This is a genomic window from Exiguobacterium oxidotolerans JCM 12280 (assembly GCF_000702625.1).
GTDB lineage: Bacteria > Bacillota > Bacilli > Exiguobacteriales > Exiguobacteriaceae > Exiguobacterium_A > Exiguobacterium_A oxidotolerans.
The window spans coordinates 2,050,001-2,064,956 of the sequence record NZ_JNIS01000001.1 but is presented as its reverse complement, the minus strand read 5'-3'; the positions used below and the strand labels follow the sequence as shown (position 1 = coordinate 2,064,956).

Sequence of the window (14,956 nt, the reverse complement as noted above, 5' to 3'; positions counted from 1 at the left end):
CCTCCACTCAGTGTTTGAAATGACGGACATTCGTAAAGATCATCGTGACGCCGTGTTCATTACACGCATCGATCGATTCTTGATCACGAATCGAACCACCCGGTTGGATGATTGCCGTAATCCCGGCTGCTGCCGCGGCTTCGACCGTATCACGCATCGGGAAGAAGGCGTCTGACGCAAGAGATGCTCCCTTCGCTTTGTCACCTGCTTGTGTGATGGCGATGTTCGCCGATCCGACACGGTTCATCTGCCCTGCACCGACACCGACCGTCACTTCATCTTTCGCCAAAACAATCGCGTTTGACTTGACGTGTTTGACAGCACGCCATGCGAGCTTCAAGTCTTCCCATTCGGCTGCTGTTGGTTTACGATCCGTGACGACACGTGCTGCTGCATCATCTAATGTCTCATCGTCGCTATCTTGGACAAGCATACCGCCAGCGACGGCTGTATAGCGAATCGCTTGGACACGTTTGACATCCAGTTCAAGCAAACGTAGGTTTTTTTTCGCTGCCAACAGCTCGAACGCTTCTGTCGTAAACGATGGGGCGATGATGATTTCAAGGAAGATGCCACTGAGCTGCTCCGCTGTCGCGAGATCGACTTCACGGTTCAGAGCGACGATGCCGCCAAAGATCGAGACTGGGTCCGCTGCATGCGCCCGGCGGAAGGCTTCGTCGATTGTCGGACCGACAGCGACGCCACACGGGTTCATGTGTTTGACGACGACGGCTGCTGCTTCGCGGAACTCATCAAGGATTTCAAGTGCGGCATTGGCATCTTGAATATTGTTGTATGACAATTCTTTTCCGTGCAGTTGGTTCGCTGATGCAAGAGACGCCCCACGATAGATTGGTGTTTTATAAAACGCCGCTTCCTGATGCGGATTTTCTCCATAGCGTAAGTCTTGTACCTTCTCGAGCGTAATCGTTAATTGATCCGGGAATTTTTCTCCCGTTTGTGTCAAGAAGTAGTCCGCAATCAAAGCGTCGTAGGCTGCCGTATGACGGAAGGCTTTCGCTGCTAATTTTTGGCGTGTTTCAAACGTCGTTCCACCGAGGTTGATTTCGTTGATGATTTCGCTGTAATCGGCTGGATCAACGACAACCGTCACGGCTGCATGGTTTTTCGCAGCAGAACGAATCATGCTCGGTCCACCGATATCGATGTTTTCAATTGCGTCTGCGTAAGGAACGTCCTCTTTCATAACCGTTTCCTTAAATGGATACAGATTGACGACAACGAAATCGATTGGTTTGATGTGTTGCTCTGCCATTTGTTCGCGGTGCGTCTCTAAATCACGACGTCCAAGTAAACCTCCATGGACCATTGGATGTAACGTTTTCACACGACCGTCAAGCATCTCCGGGAATTGTGTGACTTCACTGATACCGATGACCGGAAGTCCTGCTGCCTCAAGTGCTTGATGGGTCCCGCCTGTCGATACAAGTTCAATCCCTGCTTCGTGAAAGGCTTGTCCCAGTTCTACGATTCCTGTTTTATCCGATACACTAATTAACGCTCTCATACATTTGCCCCCTCTTTAATCCACTCTTCGATGACTTGCGGATACAATCTGTGCTCGACTTGCTGAATCGCTTTCTGTAGCGTTTCCCGCGTCATATCCTCAGTGATACGGACCGCTTCCTGTGCCATGATTGGTCCCGTATCCATCCCTTCATCGACTATATGAATTGTAACACCTGTGATTTTAACTCCGCCACGAAATGCTTGCCCAATCGCATCTTTTCCTGGAAATGCCGGGAGTAGCGACGGATGGATGTTGACGATTCGTCCGGCATAATGTGACAGCAGGACGTCTCCAATCAACCGCATATATCCGGCTAGGATAATCCGTTCCACGTCTCGCCGCTCTAGTTCGGCGACGATTTCGCGTTCAAAAGACGGTTTATCGGGATAGTCCTTGGCTGTGAAGACAAAGACGTCACAACCACGTCTTCGTGCCCGCTCGATGACGAGCGCCTCTTTTTGATCGCAGACGACAAGTTCAATCGTCGCCTGTAAACGTCCTTCCTCAATCGCTTCAAATAACGCTTCAACATTACTCCCGCTTCCGGAAGCAAAACAGGCAAGTCTCATTGGTCGACTCCTAAAATCCGGACGCCCGGTTCATCCGTCACTGTCCCGATCGTGTAGACCGTTTCATTTTCACGGGCAAGGCGTGCCGTGACGGCATCAACATCTTCCGGTTTGACGATCATCATGTAGCCGATACCCATGTTGAAGACATTGTACATATCGTGACGCGGCACGTTTCCAGCTTGTTCAAGCCAATCGAAGACCGGTAACGTCGGCCACTTTTTCGGATCAAACGTCGCGCCGCATCCTTCCGGGAGGACACGTGGAACGTTTTCGTAAAAACCGCCACCCGTGATATGGACCATCGCTTCAATCTTTTCTGTCTCGAGTGCTGCTTTGACCGCTTCGACGTAAATCCGGGTCGGCATCAGTAACGTATTGCCGATCGTACTGCCGAACATCATCAATTCATCTTCATAGCGGAGACCACTCTCTTCGACGATTTTCCGGACGAGTGAAAATCCATTCGAGTGAACCCCTGACGACGCGAGCCCTAAAATGACATCACCGGGTGTAACGCCTTCACCAGTAATCAATTTCTGCTTTTCGACGGCACCGACGGCAAAACCGGCAATATCATACTCACCGTCTGCATACATCCCTGGCATCTCTGCCGTCTCGCCACCAATTAACGTACAGCCGGACTGGACACAGCCTTCGGCGACACCGGCGACAATCCGTTCGATTTTCGCCGGAATGGCTTTGCCGAGCGCGATATAATCGAGGAAATAGAGCGGTTCTGCACCCTGGACGATGATGTCATTGACACACATCGCGACACAATCAATCCCGATTGTATCGTGTTGGTCGAGGGCGAAGGCAAGTTTTAACTTCGTTCCAACACCATCTGTCCCGCTGACGAGCACCGGTTCTTTTAAATTCAATTGACTGAGGTCGAACATTGCACCGAAACTTCCGAGTCCCGTCATGACTTCCTTCCGCATCGAACGGGCGACGTGTTTTTTCATCCGGGATACGGATTCGTACCCTGCGGTCAGGCTAACACCTGCTGCTTCGTATTGTTTACTCATGCTTTGTTCCCCCATCTATTCAAAGTTTGGCTTCTAGTTCAAGTGCACCGATTGGTGTCGGATATTCGCCTGTGAAGCAGGCCGTACATTGTCCTTTCAACGGACCATCAAACGGACGGTCAATCGCATTGACCATTCCGTTGACTGTCAGAAACTCTAGTGAGTCAGCACCGATTTCTTGGCAAATCTCACTTGGTGTCAATCGGGCGGAAATCAATTCGTCTTTTGACGACGTATCGATGCCGTAATAACACGGATTCGTAATCGGTGGCGCCGTGATACGGACATGAACTTCCGTCGCTCCCGCTTCGCGTAATAGACCCACGATGCGACGGCTTGTCGTCCCGCGTACGATCGAATCATCCACCATGATGACCCGTTTGCCGTTGACGACACCACGGAGTGCCGACAACTTCATTTTGACGCCGCGCTCCCGGAGTTCTTGCGACGGCTGGATAAACGTCCGTCCGACGTAACGGTTTTTGATCAATCCCATTTCGTAGGGAATGCCGCTCGCTTCCGCATAACCAATCGCAGCGGAGATACTTGAGTCCGGAACACCCGTGACGACATCAGCCTCGACCGGTGCTTCTTCGAACATCTTTTTGCCAAGTGCTTTTCGTGCCGTGTGGACATTGACCCCATCAATCATCGAATCGGGACGGGAAAAGTAGATGTATTCCATCGAACACATCGCCCGCTCATGCGGTTCCATATATTGGCGTGATGACATACCGGACGTCGTGATCGTCACGAGCTCCCCCGGCTCGATGTCACGAATGAACTCGGCCCCGACGATATCAAAGGCACACGTCTCCGATGAAAAGACGATGCCGCCATCCGGTGTTTTTCCGAGTGATAACGGGCGCAGACCGTGTGGATCGACGGCGACGTACAACGTATCTTCCGTCAAGAAAAGAAAGGCGAATGCCCCGACAAGTCGGGCCAGACTGTCGGCAATCCGGTCTTCGAGTGTCGGTAATTTACTCCGTTTGACGAGGTGGGCGACGACTTCCGTATCGCTTGTCGTCTGGAAAATCGCCCCTTCCGCCTCAAGTAAATGTTTTAACGAATCGGCATTGACGAGATTCCCGTTATGGGCAAGTGCCAAGTCACCCGTCCGTGATTTGAAGTGAAGCGGTTGTGTGTTCTCGAGCGTGTTGCCACCAGCTGTCGAGTAACGGACGTGCCCGATCGCATGCTGTCCGGCTAACGAATCGAGTGTCGCTTGTGAAAAAACTTCCGTCACAAGTCCTTGTCCCCGGTGCGGGAGAAGCAGGTTGCCGTCGCTCGCGACGATTCCTGCGCCCTCCTGCCCCCGGTGTTGCAGACTGTGGAGACCATAATACGCAAGTTGTGCCGCTTCCGGTTGTCCGAAAATCCCGAATACCCCACACTCTTCATTTAATCCTTTGATGTCATATAACACGCGATCGCCCCTTCCCAGTCGGCTTGCAGTGTTGAACGTGTTGCTTCGATGAGTGTGTCCGTTGTCTGTATTTGAATCGAATCCTCTGCTGTGACGTGACCTAGTTTTTCAGCACCTGTCTGTTCGACGAAAGCTGCCTCGTGCTCCGGTTTCACCGATACGACGAACCGGGATTGTGATTCACTGAAGAGATGTAACGCCGGTCCTTCAAACGTCACGTCGAGACCGAGCGTCGTTCCGAATGTCATTTCTGCCAAGGCGACGGCAAGTCCACCTTCCGCGACATCATGGATGGCTGTGACGAGCCCTGCCTGAACGGCTGATTGTAAGGCCCGTAAACGGGTTTGTTCGACGTTCAAATCGATGCGTGGTGCTTTCCCGAATGATTTTTCGAATTGCATGTATTGGAGTTCACTGCCGCCGAACTCCGGTAACGTCTCACCGAGCACGTAGATTGCGTCACCTGCTTGCTTGACGTGTTGTGTCGTGATCCAGTCGGTCTGATCATGTAACCCGACCATTCCGACGACCGGCGTCGGGTGGACGGCTTTACCGGCTGATTCGTTGTAGAGCGAAACGTTTCCACCGATGACCGGTGTCTCAAGCACACGGCAGGCTTCAGCCATTCCGGCCGTCGCTTGTTCGAGTTGCCAGAAGCCTTCCGGTTTATCCGGATTCCCGAAGTTCAGGCAATCCGTGATCGCAAGTGGTGTTGCTCCGCTTGCGACGATGTTGCGCGCGGCTTCGGCGACGGCGATCTGACCACCGACGAACGGATCGAGGTAAACGAAACGGCTGTTACAGTCGGTCGTCATCGCGAGCGCTTTGTTCGTGCCACGGACACGAATGACGGCTGCATCGGAACCCGGTGCAACGACGGTTGACGTTTGAACCATATGATCGTACTGATCGTAGACCCAACGTTTTGACGCGATCGTCGGTTGTTTGAGTAAGGCACGCCACGTTTCGACGACATCCTCGACGACCGGTAATGTCTCTTCCATCGCCTGGAACTCTTCGTAGTAGGCCGGAACGCGCGATGGCTTCTGATAGACTGGTGCTTCTTCCGCAAGGGCATCGACCGGTACTTCAGCGACGATCGTTCCGTGCTGGACAAGACGAAGGACCTTTTCTTCGATGACTTCGCCGACATGAACGGCATGTAAGCCCCATTTGCTGACGATCGCTTCGATTTCCGCTTCCCGTCCGCGCTCGACGACGAGCAACATCCGTTCCTGCGATTCCGATAACATCATTTCGTAAGCAGTCATGCCTGTTTCACGTTGCGGGACATCATCAAGGTGCATTTCAATCCCCATACCGGCTTTCGACGCCATTTCGGCTGACGACGAGGTCAATCCGGCTGCGCCCATGTCCTGCATCCCGACGAGTGCCGGATGGCCGACGATTTCGAGACAGGCTTCAATCAATAACTTCTCCATGAATGGGTCACCGACTTGAACAGCCGGACGTTTTGCTTCCGTATCCTCCCCGAGATCCTCTGAAGCAAAGGTCGCACCATGGATGCCGTCACGCCCGGTTGCCGCACCGACGTACATGACCGAGTTCCCGGCACCTTTCGCAAGACCTTTTTGAATATCTTTGTGGTTGATCAAGCCGATACACATCGCATTGACGAGTGGGTTTCCTTCATACGAACGGTCGAAACCGACTTCTCCACCAATCGTCGGAATCCCGACGCAGTTGCCGTATCCGGCAATCCCGGCGACGACTTGTTCAAACAACTGATTGACGCGTGGTGTCCCGAGATGTCCGAAACGAAGCGAGTTCATCAACGCGACAGGACGGGCTCCCATTGAAAAGATATCGCGGATAATCCCACCGACACCCGTTGCTGCCCCTTGGTACGGTTCGACGGCTGACGGGTGATTATGACTTTCAATCTTAAAGACGACCGCTTGATCATCACCGATATCGACGACACCTGCGCCTTCACCTGGTCCTTGCAAGACGCGGGGACCGGTCGTCGGAAACTGACGTAAGACCGGTTTTGATGTTTTGTACGAACAGTGTTCTGACCACATGACGGAGAAGAGTCCTGTTTCCGTATAGTTCGGTTGACGGCCGAGTAAGTCGACGACCATCTGGTACTCCGCGTCGCTAAGTCCCATCGTCGCATAAATCCGTTGCTCCTGAATTTGCTCAATCGTTGGTTCAGACTGTTGTTTTAACATGGTGGGCCCCCTGTTTGACGAGTGAAGTGAATAACTTAAGTCCATCTGTTCCGCCTGTCAGCATTTCGACAGCACGCTCCGGGTGTGGCATCATCCCGAGCACATTTCCTGCTTTATTCGTAATCCCTGCGATATCGCCGCGCGATCCGTTCGGATTGTCGACGTATGTGAAGGCAATCTGTTGATTCGTCTGCAACATCGCGTACGTGGCGTCGTCACAGTAGTAGTTTCCTTCCCCGTGGGCGATTGGAATCGAAATCGTTTCGCCTGGTGCATAATCTGACGTGAAACGTGTCTGGTGATTTTCGACCTTCAGTTCGACTGTCCGGCACATGAACTTCAGTCCGGTATTGCGGTGTAAGACGCCCGGGAGAAGACCCGCTTCGACAAGAATCTGGAAGCCGTTACAGACACCAAGAACGGTTTTCCCTTCTGCTGCAAATCGTTTCACTTCCTCCATGATTGGTGAAAACTGGGCGATTGCGCCGCAGCGGAGATAGTCTCCGTATGAGAAACCGCCCGGAAGCAGGACACCATCGTATCCTTCAAGTGACGTTTCGGTATGGAAGACATAGTCCGCTTCCTCACCGAGCGCATCCTTAACGGCGTGGTACATATCTAAATCACAGTTCGATCCTGGAAAGACGATGACCGCGAACTTCATGCCGTCGTCACCTCTTCTACTTCAAAACGATAGTCTTCCATCACCGTGTTGACGAGGAGCTTTTGGCACATGTCATGAATCATCGTGTCCGTCGTTTCATCCGAGACGAGCAGTTCGATTCGTTTTCCGATCCGGACTTCTTCGACACCCATAAAACCGAGTTGCGCAAGACCACCTTTGACAGCGACTCCTTGTGGATCTAAAATGCTTTCCCGTAATGCGATCGATACGATGACTTTTTTCATTGTGTGTTTCCCCCTAGGCGATTGAATAGTGTTTGGTACGTGTCGATGAGTGATCCGATGTTGCGACGGAAGACATCTTTATCGAGGTGCTCTCCCGTTTCTTTATCCCACAGACGGCATGTATCCGGTGAAATTTCGTCAGCCAGCAGAATTTCGCCGGTCGGTGTTTTGCCGTATTCGAGTTTGAAATCGACGAGCGTGATTCCCTTTTCGTCAAAGTACGGACGTAAGACGGCATTGACGCGGTTCGCTTCTTGTTCAAGTAAATCGAGCTCTTCCGTAGTCGCAATCTTCAGTAAATTGATGTGTGCACGGGTGACGAGCGGATCGCCTAAGCTATCATCTTTATAATAAAACTCAACGATTGGTGTTTCGAGCACCGTTCCTTCTTCAATCCCAAGCCGTTTGCTGAGGCTTCCGGCGACGACATTGCGGACGACGACTTCGAGTGGAATGATGGTGACACGGCGTACGAGCTGTTCGCGCTCGGAAATGCGTTCAATGAAATGGGTCGGAATATCGGCCGCTTCAAGTACTTCAAAGAAGTGACTCGTCAAGCGGTTGTTCAGTTCACCTTTACCTGCAAACTCTGCTTTTTTCTCTCCATTAAATGCTGTCGCTTCGTCCTTGTAGACGATGCGGAGCACGTCCTGCTCCTGCGTCGTGTATAATCGTTTAGCCTTACCTTCATAAAGTGGTTGCATTGCTTTCGTCCCCCAAGATCCTAAGATGTAGACGGGGACAATGCCCCGTCTCAGGTTGATTAGTTCAAGCCACACCGTTCAAAAATTTCATCGACCCGGCTCGTATGATACGTCGGATCAAAACAAGCATCGAGTTCTGCTTCTGTAAAGAGTTGTTGAATCTCTTGTTCCTGCCATAACAAGTCACGGAACATGATTTGTTCTTCCCATGCTTGCATCGCCCGTGGTTGGACGAAGTCGTACGCGGCTTCACGCGACCAGCCTTTTTCAATCAAAGCGAGTAAGACGTGTCCGGAGAAGATGACACCAAATGTCCGGTCCATGTTGCGTTTCATGTTTTCCGGGAAGACCGTCAAGTTTTTGACGATGTTACCGAACCGGTTCAACATATAGTTGAGTAAACCGGTTGCGTCCGGCAGAATGATCCGCTCCGCAGACGAATGGGAAATGTCCCGTTCGTGCCAAAGCGAGACGTTTTCGTAAGCCGTCACCATGTGTCCACGAATGACTCGGGCAAGCCCTGTCATGTTTTCTGAACCGATCGGGTTACGTTTATGTGGCATCGCGGATGATCCTTTTTGACCTTTCGCGAAAAATTCTTCGACTTCCCGCGTTTCGGTTTTTTGAAGACCACGAATTTCCGTCGCCATCTTCTCAATCGATGTTGCGATTAACGCGATAGTCGACATGTAATGGGCATGACGATCACGCTGCAGGGTTTGCGTCGAGACCGGAGCCGGTTTCGTGCCAAGCTTCTCACAGACATATTTTTCGATGAACGGGTCGATGTTCGCAAACGTTCCGACCGCACCTGACATTTTTCCGTATTCGACGGTCTCACGTGCAGCGTCGAAGCGGACTTTGTTCCGTTTCATCTCTTCGTACCACAAGGCAAGCTTCAGACCGAATGTCGTCGGTTCGGCGTGGACACCGTGCGTCCGTCCCATCATGACCGTGTATTTATGTTCGTTCGCTTTGACTTTTAAGATCTCGATGAAGCGGTCAAGATCCGCTGCGAGAATATCGTTTGCTTGCTTCAACAGATACGAGAGTGCCGTATCGACGACATCCGTTGACGTCAGTCCGTAATGGACCCATTTACGTTCTTCACCAAGCGTCTCCGATACAGCGCGTGTAAAGGCGATGACGTCATGGCGTGTTTCTTGCTCGATTTCATTGATGCGGTTGACATCAAACGAGGCATTGTCCCAAAGGAGTTTCACATCTTCTTTTGGAATGACACCAAGCTCACTCCACGCTTCACAGGCTAAGATTTCGACTTTCAACCAAGCCTCAAATTTATTCTGTTCTGTCCAAATCGCTTTCATCTCAGGTCGTGTATACCGTTCGATCATCTAACCGTCTCCTTCCAGATTTGCAGGCGCTCGACTTCGGCTAAGGCTTCTTCGACTGAATCCGCTAAGATGTTCAAATGCCCCATCTTCCGTCCTGTCTTCGCTTCCTGCTTTCCATATAAGTGGACTTTCGTCCGTGCCGATAATGTATGTTGTTCCTCGGATAATGCTGTGACATGTTGACCTAGGATGTTCGCCATGACGACCGGTGTCGTCAGGCGGGTATCACCGAGCGGGAGCCCACAGATGGCACGGATGTGCTGTTCGAACTGTGACGTCTCACACGCATCGATGGAATAGTGCCCCGAGTTATGTGGGCGTGGCGCCAGTTCATTGACGATGATTTCTGAACCGACAACAAAGAGTTCGATCGCGAGCGTCCCAATCAAGCCGACTGCTTCAGCAATGTTCGTTGCCAAATCAATTGCCTGTTGTGACAGCTCACTTGAAATGCGGGCCGGAACGATCGACAAATGGAGTATGTTGTCCCGGTGAATGTTTTCGCTGACTGGAAAGACACGCGTTTCCCGTTCGCTCCGTGTGACGATGACGGAAATTTCTTGATCAAACGGCAACCATTTTTCAGCGACGTATTCGGTTGGTTCGAACGTTTCAATGGCACCTGTTAAATCAGCTGTTGTCCGAATGACCGTCTGCCCTTTTCCGTCATAACCGAAGCGAGCCGTCTTCAGGACGAAAGGTAATCCTAATCGTTCACTTGCTTCTTTCAAGTCTGCAACGGTATGGACAGCATGATACGGTGCGACCTGATAACCATGTCGTTCAATCATCTCTTTTTCCCGGATCCGGTGTTGCGTCTGAAACAACAACTCTGTCCCGTGGACCAGCTTATCACCGATTGCCATCGCGACTTCGTGCGAGATGTTCTCGAATTCGTACGTGACGACATCTGATTCTTGCGCTAGACGCTTTGCTGCTTCAACATCCGTGAAGTCTGCGACGATTTGCTGATCCGTGATTTGCGCGCACGGTGCATTTTCCGTCGGATCGAGTGTCAGGAGTTCATATCCCATTTCGCGTGCCGATAATGCCATCATCCGTCCGAGCTGACCGCCACCTAAGATGCCAATCTTCTTCATGTCAGATGCACCTCGGAAGCGATGACTTGTCCTTCTAGTTCGACGCGCATATGGTCGAGTGCTCGCGCAACCCGCTCGTCCACTGTTCCAAGAATTTGTGCTGCCAGTAATCCGGCGTTCTTTGCCCCCGCCTCACCGATTGCAACCGTAGCGACAGGCACACCACCCGGCATCTGGACGATCGAGAGTAAGGAATCAATCCCTTGAAGAGCTTTGCTTTTAATCGGAACCCCGATGACGGGGAGTGTTGTTTTCGCTGCCACCATTCCTGGCAAGTGGGCTGCCCCACCCGCTCCTGCAACAATGAGCTTCAGTCCTCGTTCGCGCGCTGTTTCTGCGTAACGGAACATTAAGTCCGGTGTTCGGTGGGCCGAGACCACTTTCTTTTCGTACCGAATGTTCAGCTGATCGAGTACATCACATGTCGCTTTCATTGTTGACCAGTCAGACTGGCTTCCCATAATAACGCCGATTTCCACATTACTCATCTTCGTCTCCTCCTCTTTTTGCATAAAAAAAGCCCAAACCACGACTAAAAGGGTGGCTTAGGGTATAAAAAGGTACGCCAAAGAACGATCGACGAACATCCATATACCCCATAGTCCAACGATTTAGGGTCGTCGGGTAGAAACTTGCAAGCCATATCCCTGCTATTATACGAGGTGTTATATTCAATCTTCCTATCACGCCTTCATCTTAACAAGACAAGGAAGCATCCGTCAACCAAAGGCGAACAATTTAATTATCTGAAAATTTATTGTTCGTCTTTATATACAATTAGCTCATGCATTTTTTAATTGCATTCGGAATTTTTGCTATTGATTGTACAAAAAAAGGCAAAGTATCACGGTTGCGTGAACTTCACCTTAGCCTGTAGTTAAAAAATATAGTTTGCTGAACTGGGATGATTGACCGATCCACGGCTGACTCAGACGTTGCTCTAACCTCTATTTGAGGAACGGACGGTTCATTTTTGTAAGCAAAAACGCCGATGACCCCGTTTTTCATACGGAGTCATCGGCGTCTTCTATACCTGTTCTTCTCGGTCGTGACGTTCTGATACATATCTTGAGCTACGTACCTCTGTCAGAGACAAATAATCCGGAGGCGAGCGTCTAAAGAAATCAGTCAGATTCTGTTTTCGCTTTACAGTCAAAAATGATCTGTTGGCGAATCGGATAAGGTTCTTCATTCGCATCTAATCCAAAAATCGGTTCTTCACGTCGAACAGTCGGACGATAACCCATGGCATCAATCCGATCGAGGCAGTCGCTGATTGTTTCATTCTCTTCAACAGCCACTCGAAGTTTTTGTTTTTTTGCCATGTGTGTCACGTTCCTTCCTTATTATATAAGTCATGTATCATTGAAAAAATTCGCAAGATACAAAAAAAGTCCATAAAAAAGCGGCGGCCCTTGAGCGTATGCTCCAGAACCACCGTTTGCCTGGCAACGTCCTATCCTCACAGGGGGAAGCCCCCAACTACTTTCGGCGTTCAAGTGCTTAACTTCCGTGTTCGGCATGGGAACGGGTGTGACCACTTGGCTATCGTCACCAGACGACAGGGCTCGCGCCCTCAAAACTGAAGTCATCAACAATCATCTGCTAGAACAAGGCCTCGACCGATTAGTATCACTCAGCTCCGCATGTCACCATGCTTCCACCCGTGACCTATCTACCTCATCGTCTCTGAGGGGTCTTTCTTGATTACTCAAAGGGAAATCTCATCTTGGAGGGGGCTTCATGCTTAGATGCTTTCAGCATTTATCCCGTCCGCACGTAGCTACCCAGCGATGCTCCTGGCGGAACAACTGGTACACCAGCGGTGCGTCCATCCCGGTCCTCTCGTACTAAGGACAGCTCTCCTCAAATTTCCTGCGCCCACGACGGATAGGGACCGAACTGTCTCACGACGTTCTGAACCCAGCTCGCGTACCGCTTTAATGGGCGAACAGCCCAACCCTTGGGACCTACTCCAGCCCCAGGATGCGATGAGCCGACATCGAGGTGCCAAACCTCCCCGTCGATGTGGACTCTTGGGGGAGATCAGCCTGTTATCCCCAGGGTAGCTTTTATCCGTTGAGCGATGGCCCTTCCATGCGGAACCACCGGATCACTAAGCCCGACTTTCGTCCCTGCTCGACTTGTAGGTCTCGCAGTCAAGCTCCCTTCTGCCTTTGCGCTCTACGAATGATTTCCAACCATTCTGAGGGAACCTTTGGGCGCCTCCGTTACTGTTTAGGAGGCGACCGCCCCAGTCAAACTACCCGCCTGACACGGTCCTCCAGCCGGATTACGGCTGCGAGTTAGAGACTCTATGCATGAAGGGCGGTATCCCAAGGGTGACTCCTCCGAAGCTGGCGCTCCGGTCTCGACGTCTCCCGCCTATCCTGTACATCATGCACAAAGCCTCAATATCAGGCTGTAGTAAAGCTCCATGGGGTCTTTCCGTCCTGTCGCGGGTAACCTGCATCTTCACAGGTACTATGATTTCACCGGGTCTCTCGTTGAGACAGTGCCCAAATCGTTACGCCTTTCGTGCGGGTCGGAACTTACCCGACAAGGAATTTCGCTACCTTAGGACCGTTATAGTTACGGCCGCCGTTTACTGGGGCTTCGGTTCAAAGCTTCGCTTGCGCTAACCCATCCCCTTAACCTTCCAGCACCGGGCAGGCGTCAGCCCCTATACGTCATCTTGCGATTTAGCAGAGACCTGTGTTTTTGCTAAACAGTCGTTTGGGCCTATTCACTGCGGCTCTACTCATGTAGAGCGTCCCTTCTCCCGAAGTTACGGGACCATTTTGCCGAGTTCCTTAACGAGAGTTATCCCGCGCGTCTTAGAATTCTCATCCCGCCTACCTGTGTCGGTTTACGGTACTGGCACCTTCCACCTCACTAGAGGCTTTTCTTGGCAGTGTGAAATCGTGACCTTCGTCCCTAGGGGACTCCGCGTCGTTCCTCGATCTTGGTGCCTGACGGATTTGCCAATCAGACGATCTCGAAACTTACACATGCACTTCCATCCGCATGCGTCACTATCCTCCTGCGTCCCCCCATTGTTCAAACGGTGGATCGGTGGTACAGGAATATCAACCTGTTATCCATCGCCTACGCCTTTCGGCCTCGGCTTAGGTCCAGACTAACCCTGAGCGGACGAGCCTTCCTCAGGAAACCTTGGGCTTTCGACGGAGGGGATTCTCACCCCTCTTTTCGCTACTCACACCGGCATTCTCACTTCCAAACGCTCCACTGCTCCTTACGGTACAGCTTCACAGCGGTTTGGAACGCTCCCCTACCATTCCTTACGGAATCCGCAGCTTCGGTGGTATGTTTAGCCCCGTTACATTTTCGGCGCGGCGCCACTCGACTAGTGAGCTATTACGCACTCTTTGAATGGTGGCTGCTTCTAAGCCAACATCCTAGCTGTCTAGGCAGCGCCACATCCTTTTCCACTTAACATACACTTTGGGACCTTAGCTGGCGGTCTGGGCTGTTTCCCTCTTGACTACGGATCTTATCACTCGCAGTCTGACTCCCGAGTATAAGTTGCCGGCATTCGGAGTTTAACTGAATTCGGTAACCCTGTGGGGGCCCCTAGTCCAATCAGTGCTCTACCTCCGGAACTCTCAACCTCGAGGCTAGCCCTAAAGCTATTTCGGGGAGAACCAGCTATCTCCAGGTTCGATTGGCATTTCACCGCTACCCACACCTCATCCCCGCACTTTTCAACGTGCGTGGGTTCGGACCTCCAGTCAGTGTTACCTGACCTTCATCCTGGACATGGGTAGATCACCTGGTTTCGGGTCTACGACAACGCACTATGGCGCCCTATTCAGACTCGCTTTCGCTACGGCTCCGCCTCATCAGCTTAACCTCGCGCGCTATCGTAACTCGCCGGTTCATTCTACAAAAGGCACGCCATCACCCATTAACGGGCTCTGACTACTTGTAGGCATACGGTTTCAGGATCTATTTCACTCCCCTTCCGGGGTGCTTTTCACCTTTCCCTCACGGTACTGGTTCACTATCGGTCACTAGGGAGTATTTAGCCTTGGGAGATGGTCCTCCCGGATTCCGACGGGGTTTCACGTGTCCCGCCGTACTCAGGATCCACTCTGGAGGGAAAACAGTTT

Annotated in this window: 12 protein-coding genes, 2 rRNA genes and 1 riboswitch (1 of these 15 only partly in view); all 14 genes read right to left on the bottom strand. The window is 51.6% G+C overall.

What is annotated here, in order from left to right:
- Nucleotides 1-7: 7 nt before the first annotated feature.
- Nucleotides 8-1,528 carry a bifunctional phosphoribosylaminoimidazolecarboxamide formyltransferase/IMP cyclohydrolase gene (gene purH, locus P403_RS0110480; protein WP_029332592.1) on the bottom strand — a complete coding sequence of 507 codons (1,521 nt, stop codon included), beginning with the start codon at nt 1,526-1,528 and terminating at the stop codon, nt 8-10.
- Nucleotides 1,525-2,100: a phosphoribosylglycinamide formyltransferase gene (gene purN, locus P403_RS0110475; protein WP_029332591.1), complete on the bottom strand. Its 576-nt coding sequence runs from the start codon at nt 2,098-2,100 to the stop codon at nt 1,525-1,527. The genes purH and purN overlap by 4 nt, the downstream gene beginning before the upstream one ends.
- Nucleotides 2,097-3,131 (bottom strand): phosphoribosylformylglycinamidine cyclo-ligase, encoded by a 1,035-nt coding sequence (gene purM / locus P403_RS0110470; RefSeq protein WP_029332590.1) that lies wholly within the window; start codon nt 3,129-3,131, stop codon nt 2,097-2,099. Before purM ends, purN begins: the two co-directional genes overlap by 4 nt.
- 19 nt (nt 3,132-3,150) lie before the next feature.
- On the bottom strand, nt 3,151-4,560 hold the full coding sequence (gene purF / locus P403_RS0110465; protein WP_029332589.1) for an amidophosphoribosyltransferase: 1,410 nt from the start codon (nt 4,558-4,560) through the stop codon (nt 3,151-3,153).
- Nucleotides 4,536-6,755 carry a phosphoribosylformylglycinamidine synthase subunit PurL gene (gene purL / locus P403_RS0110460; protein WP_029332588.1) on the bottom strand — a complete coding sequence of 740 codons (2,220 nt, stop codon included), beginning with the start codon at nt 6,753-6,755 and terminating at the stop codon, nt 4,536-4,538. The genes purF and purL overlap by 25 nt, the downstream gene beginning before the upstream one ends.
- Nucleotides 6,736-7,419: a phosphoribosylformylglycinamidine synthase subunit PurQ gene (gene purQ, locus P403_RS0110455; protein ID WP_029332587.1), complete on the bottom strand. Its 684-nt coding sequence runs from the start codon at nt 7,417-7,419 to the stop codon at nt 6,736-6,738. Before purQ ends, purL begins: the two co-directional genes overlap by 20 nt.
- Nucleotides 7,416-7,664 (bottom strand): phosphoribosylformylglycinamidine synthase subunit PurS, encoded by a 249-nt coding sequence (gene purS / locus P403_RS0110450; protein WP_029332586.1) that lies wholly within the window; start codon nt 7,662-7,664, stop codon nt 7,416-7,418. The genes purQ and purS overlap by 4 nt, the downstream gene beginning before the upstream one ends.
- The gene (purC, locus tag P403_RS0110445) at nt 7,661-8,368 is read right to left on the bottom strand and encodes a phosphoribosylaminoimidazolesuccinocarboxamide synthase (protein WP_029332585.1); all 708 of its coding nucleotides are present in this window, start codon (nt 8,366-8,368) and stop codon (nt 7,661-7,663) included. Before purC ends, purS begins: the two co-directional genes overlap by 4 nt.
- A gap of 59 nt (nt 8,369-8,427) precedes the next feature.
- Entirely contained in the window at nt 8,428-9,723 is a 1,296-nt protein-coding gene (purB, locus tag P403_RS0110440; RefSeq protein ID WP_029332584.1) for an adenylosuccinate lyase, read from the bottom strand.
- A complete protein-coding gene (gene purK, locus P403_RS0110435; protein ID WP_029332583.1) occupies nt 9,720-10,823 on the bottom strand; it encodes a 5-(carboxyamino)imidazole ribonucleotide synthase in 1,104 nt (367 codons plus the stop codon). Before purK ends, purB begins: the two co-directional genes overlap by 4 nt.
- Nucleotides 10,820-11,311 (bottom strand): 5-(carboxyamino)imidazole ribonucleotide mutase, encoded by a 492-nt coding sequence (gene purE, locus P403_RS0110430; RefSeq protein WP_029332582.1) that lies wholly within the window; start codon nt 11,309-11,311, stop codon nt 10,820-10,822. The genes purK and purE overlap by 4 nt, the downstream gene beginning before the upstream one ends.
- A gap of 91 nt (nt 11,312-11,402) precedes the next feature.
- Nucleotides 11,403-11,504, bottom strand: a riboswitch (purine riboswitch).
- A gap of 443 nt (nt 11,505-11,947) precedes the next feature.
- Nucleotides 11,948-12,148: an NETI motif-containing protein gene (locus tag P403_RS0110425; protein WP_029332581.1), complete on the bottom strand. Its 201-nt coding sequence runs from the start codon at nt 12,146-12,148 to the stop codon at nt 11,948-11,950.
- A gap of 118 nt (nt 12,149-12,266) precedes the next feature.
- Nucleotides 12,267-12,382, bottom strand: a 5S ribosomal RNA gene (gene rrf / locus P403_RS0110420).
- Between the two features lie 47 nt (nt 12,383-12,429).
- Nucleotides 12,430-14,956, bottom strand: a 23S ribosomal RNA gene (locus P403_RS0110415) (it continues 388 nt past the right edge of the window).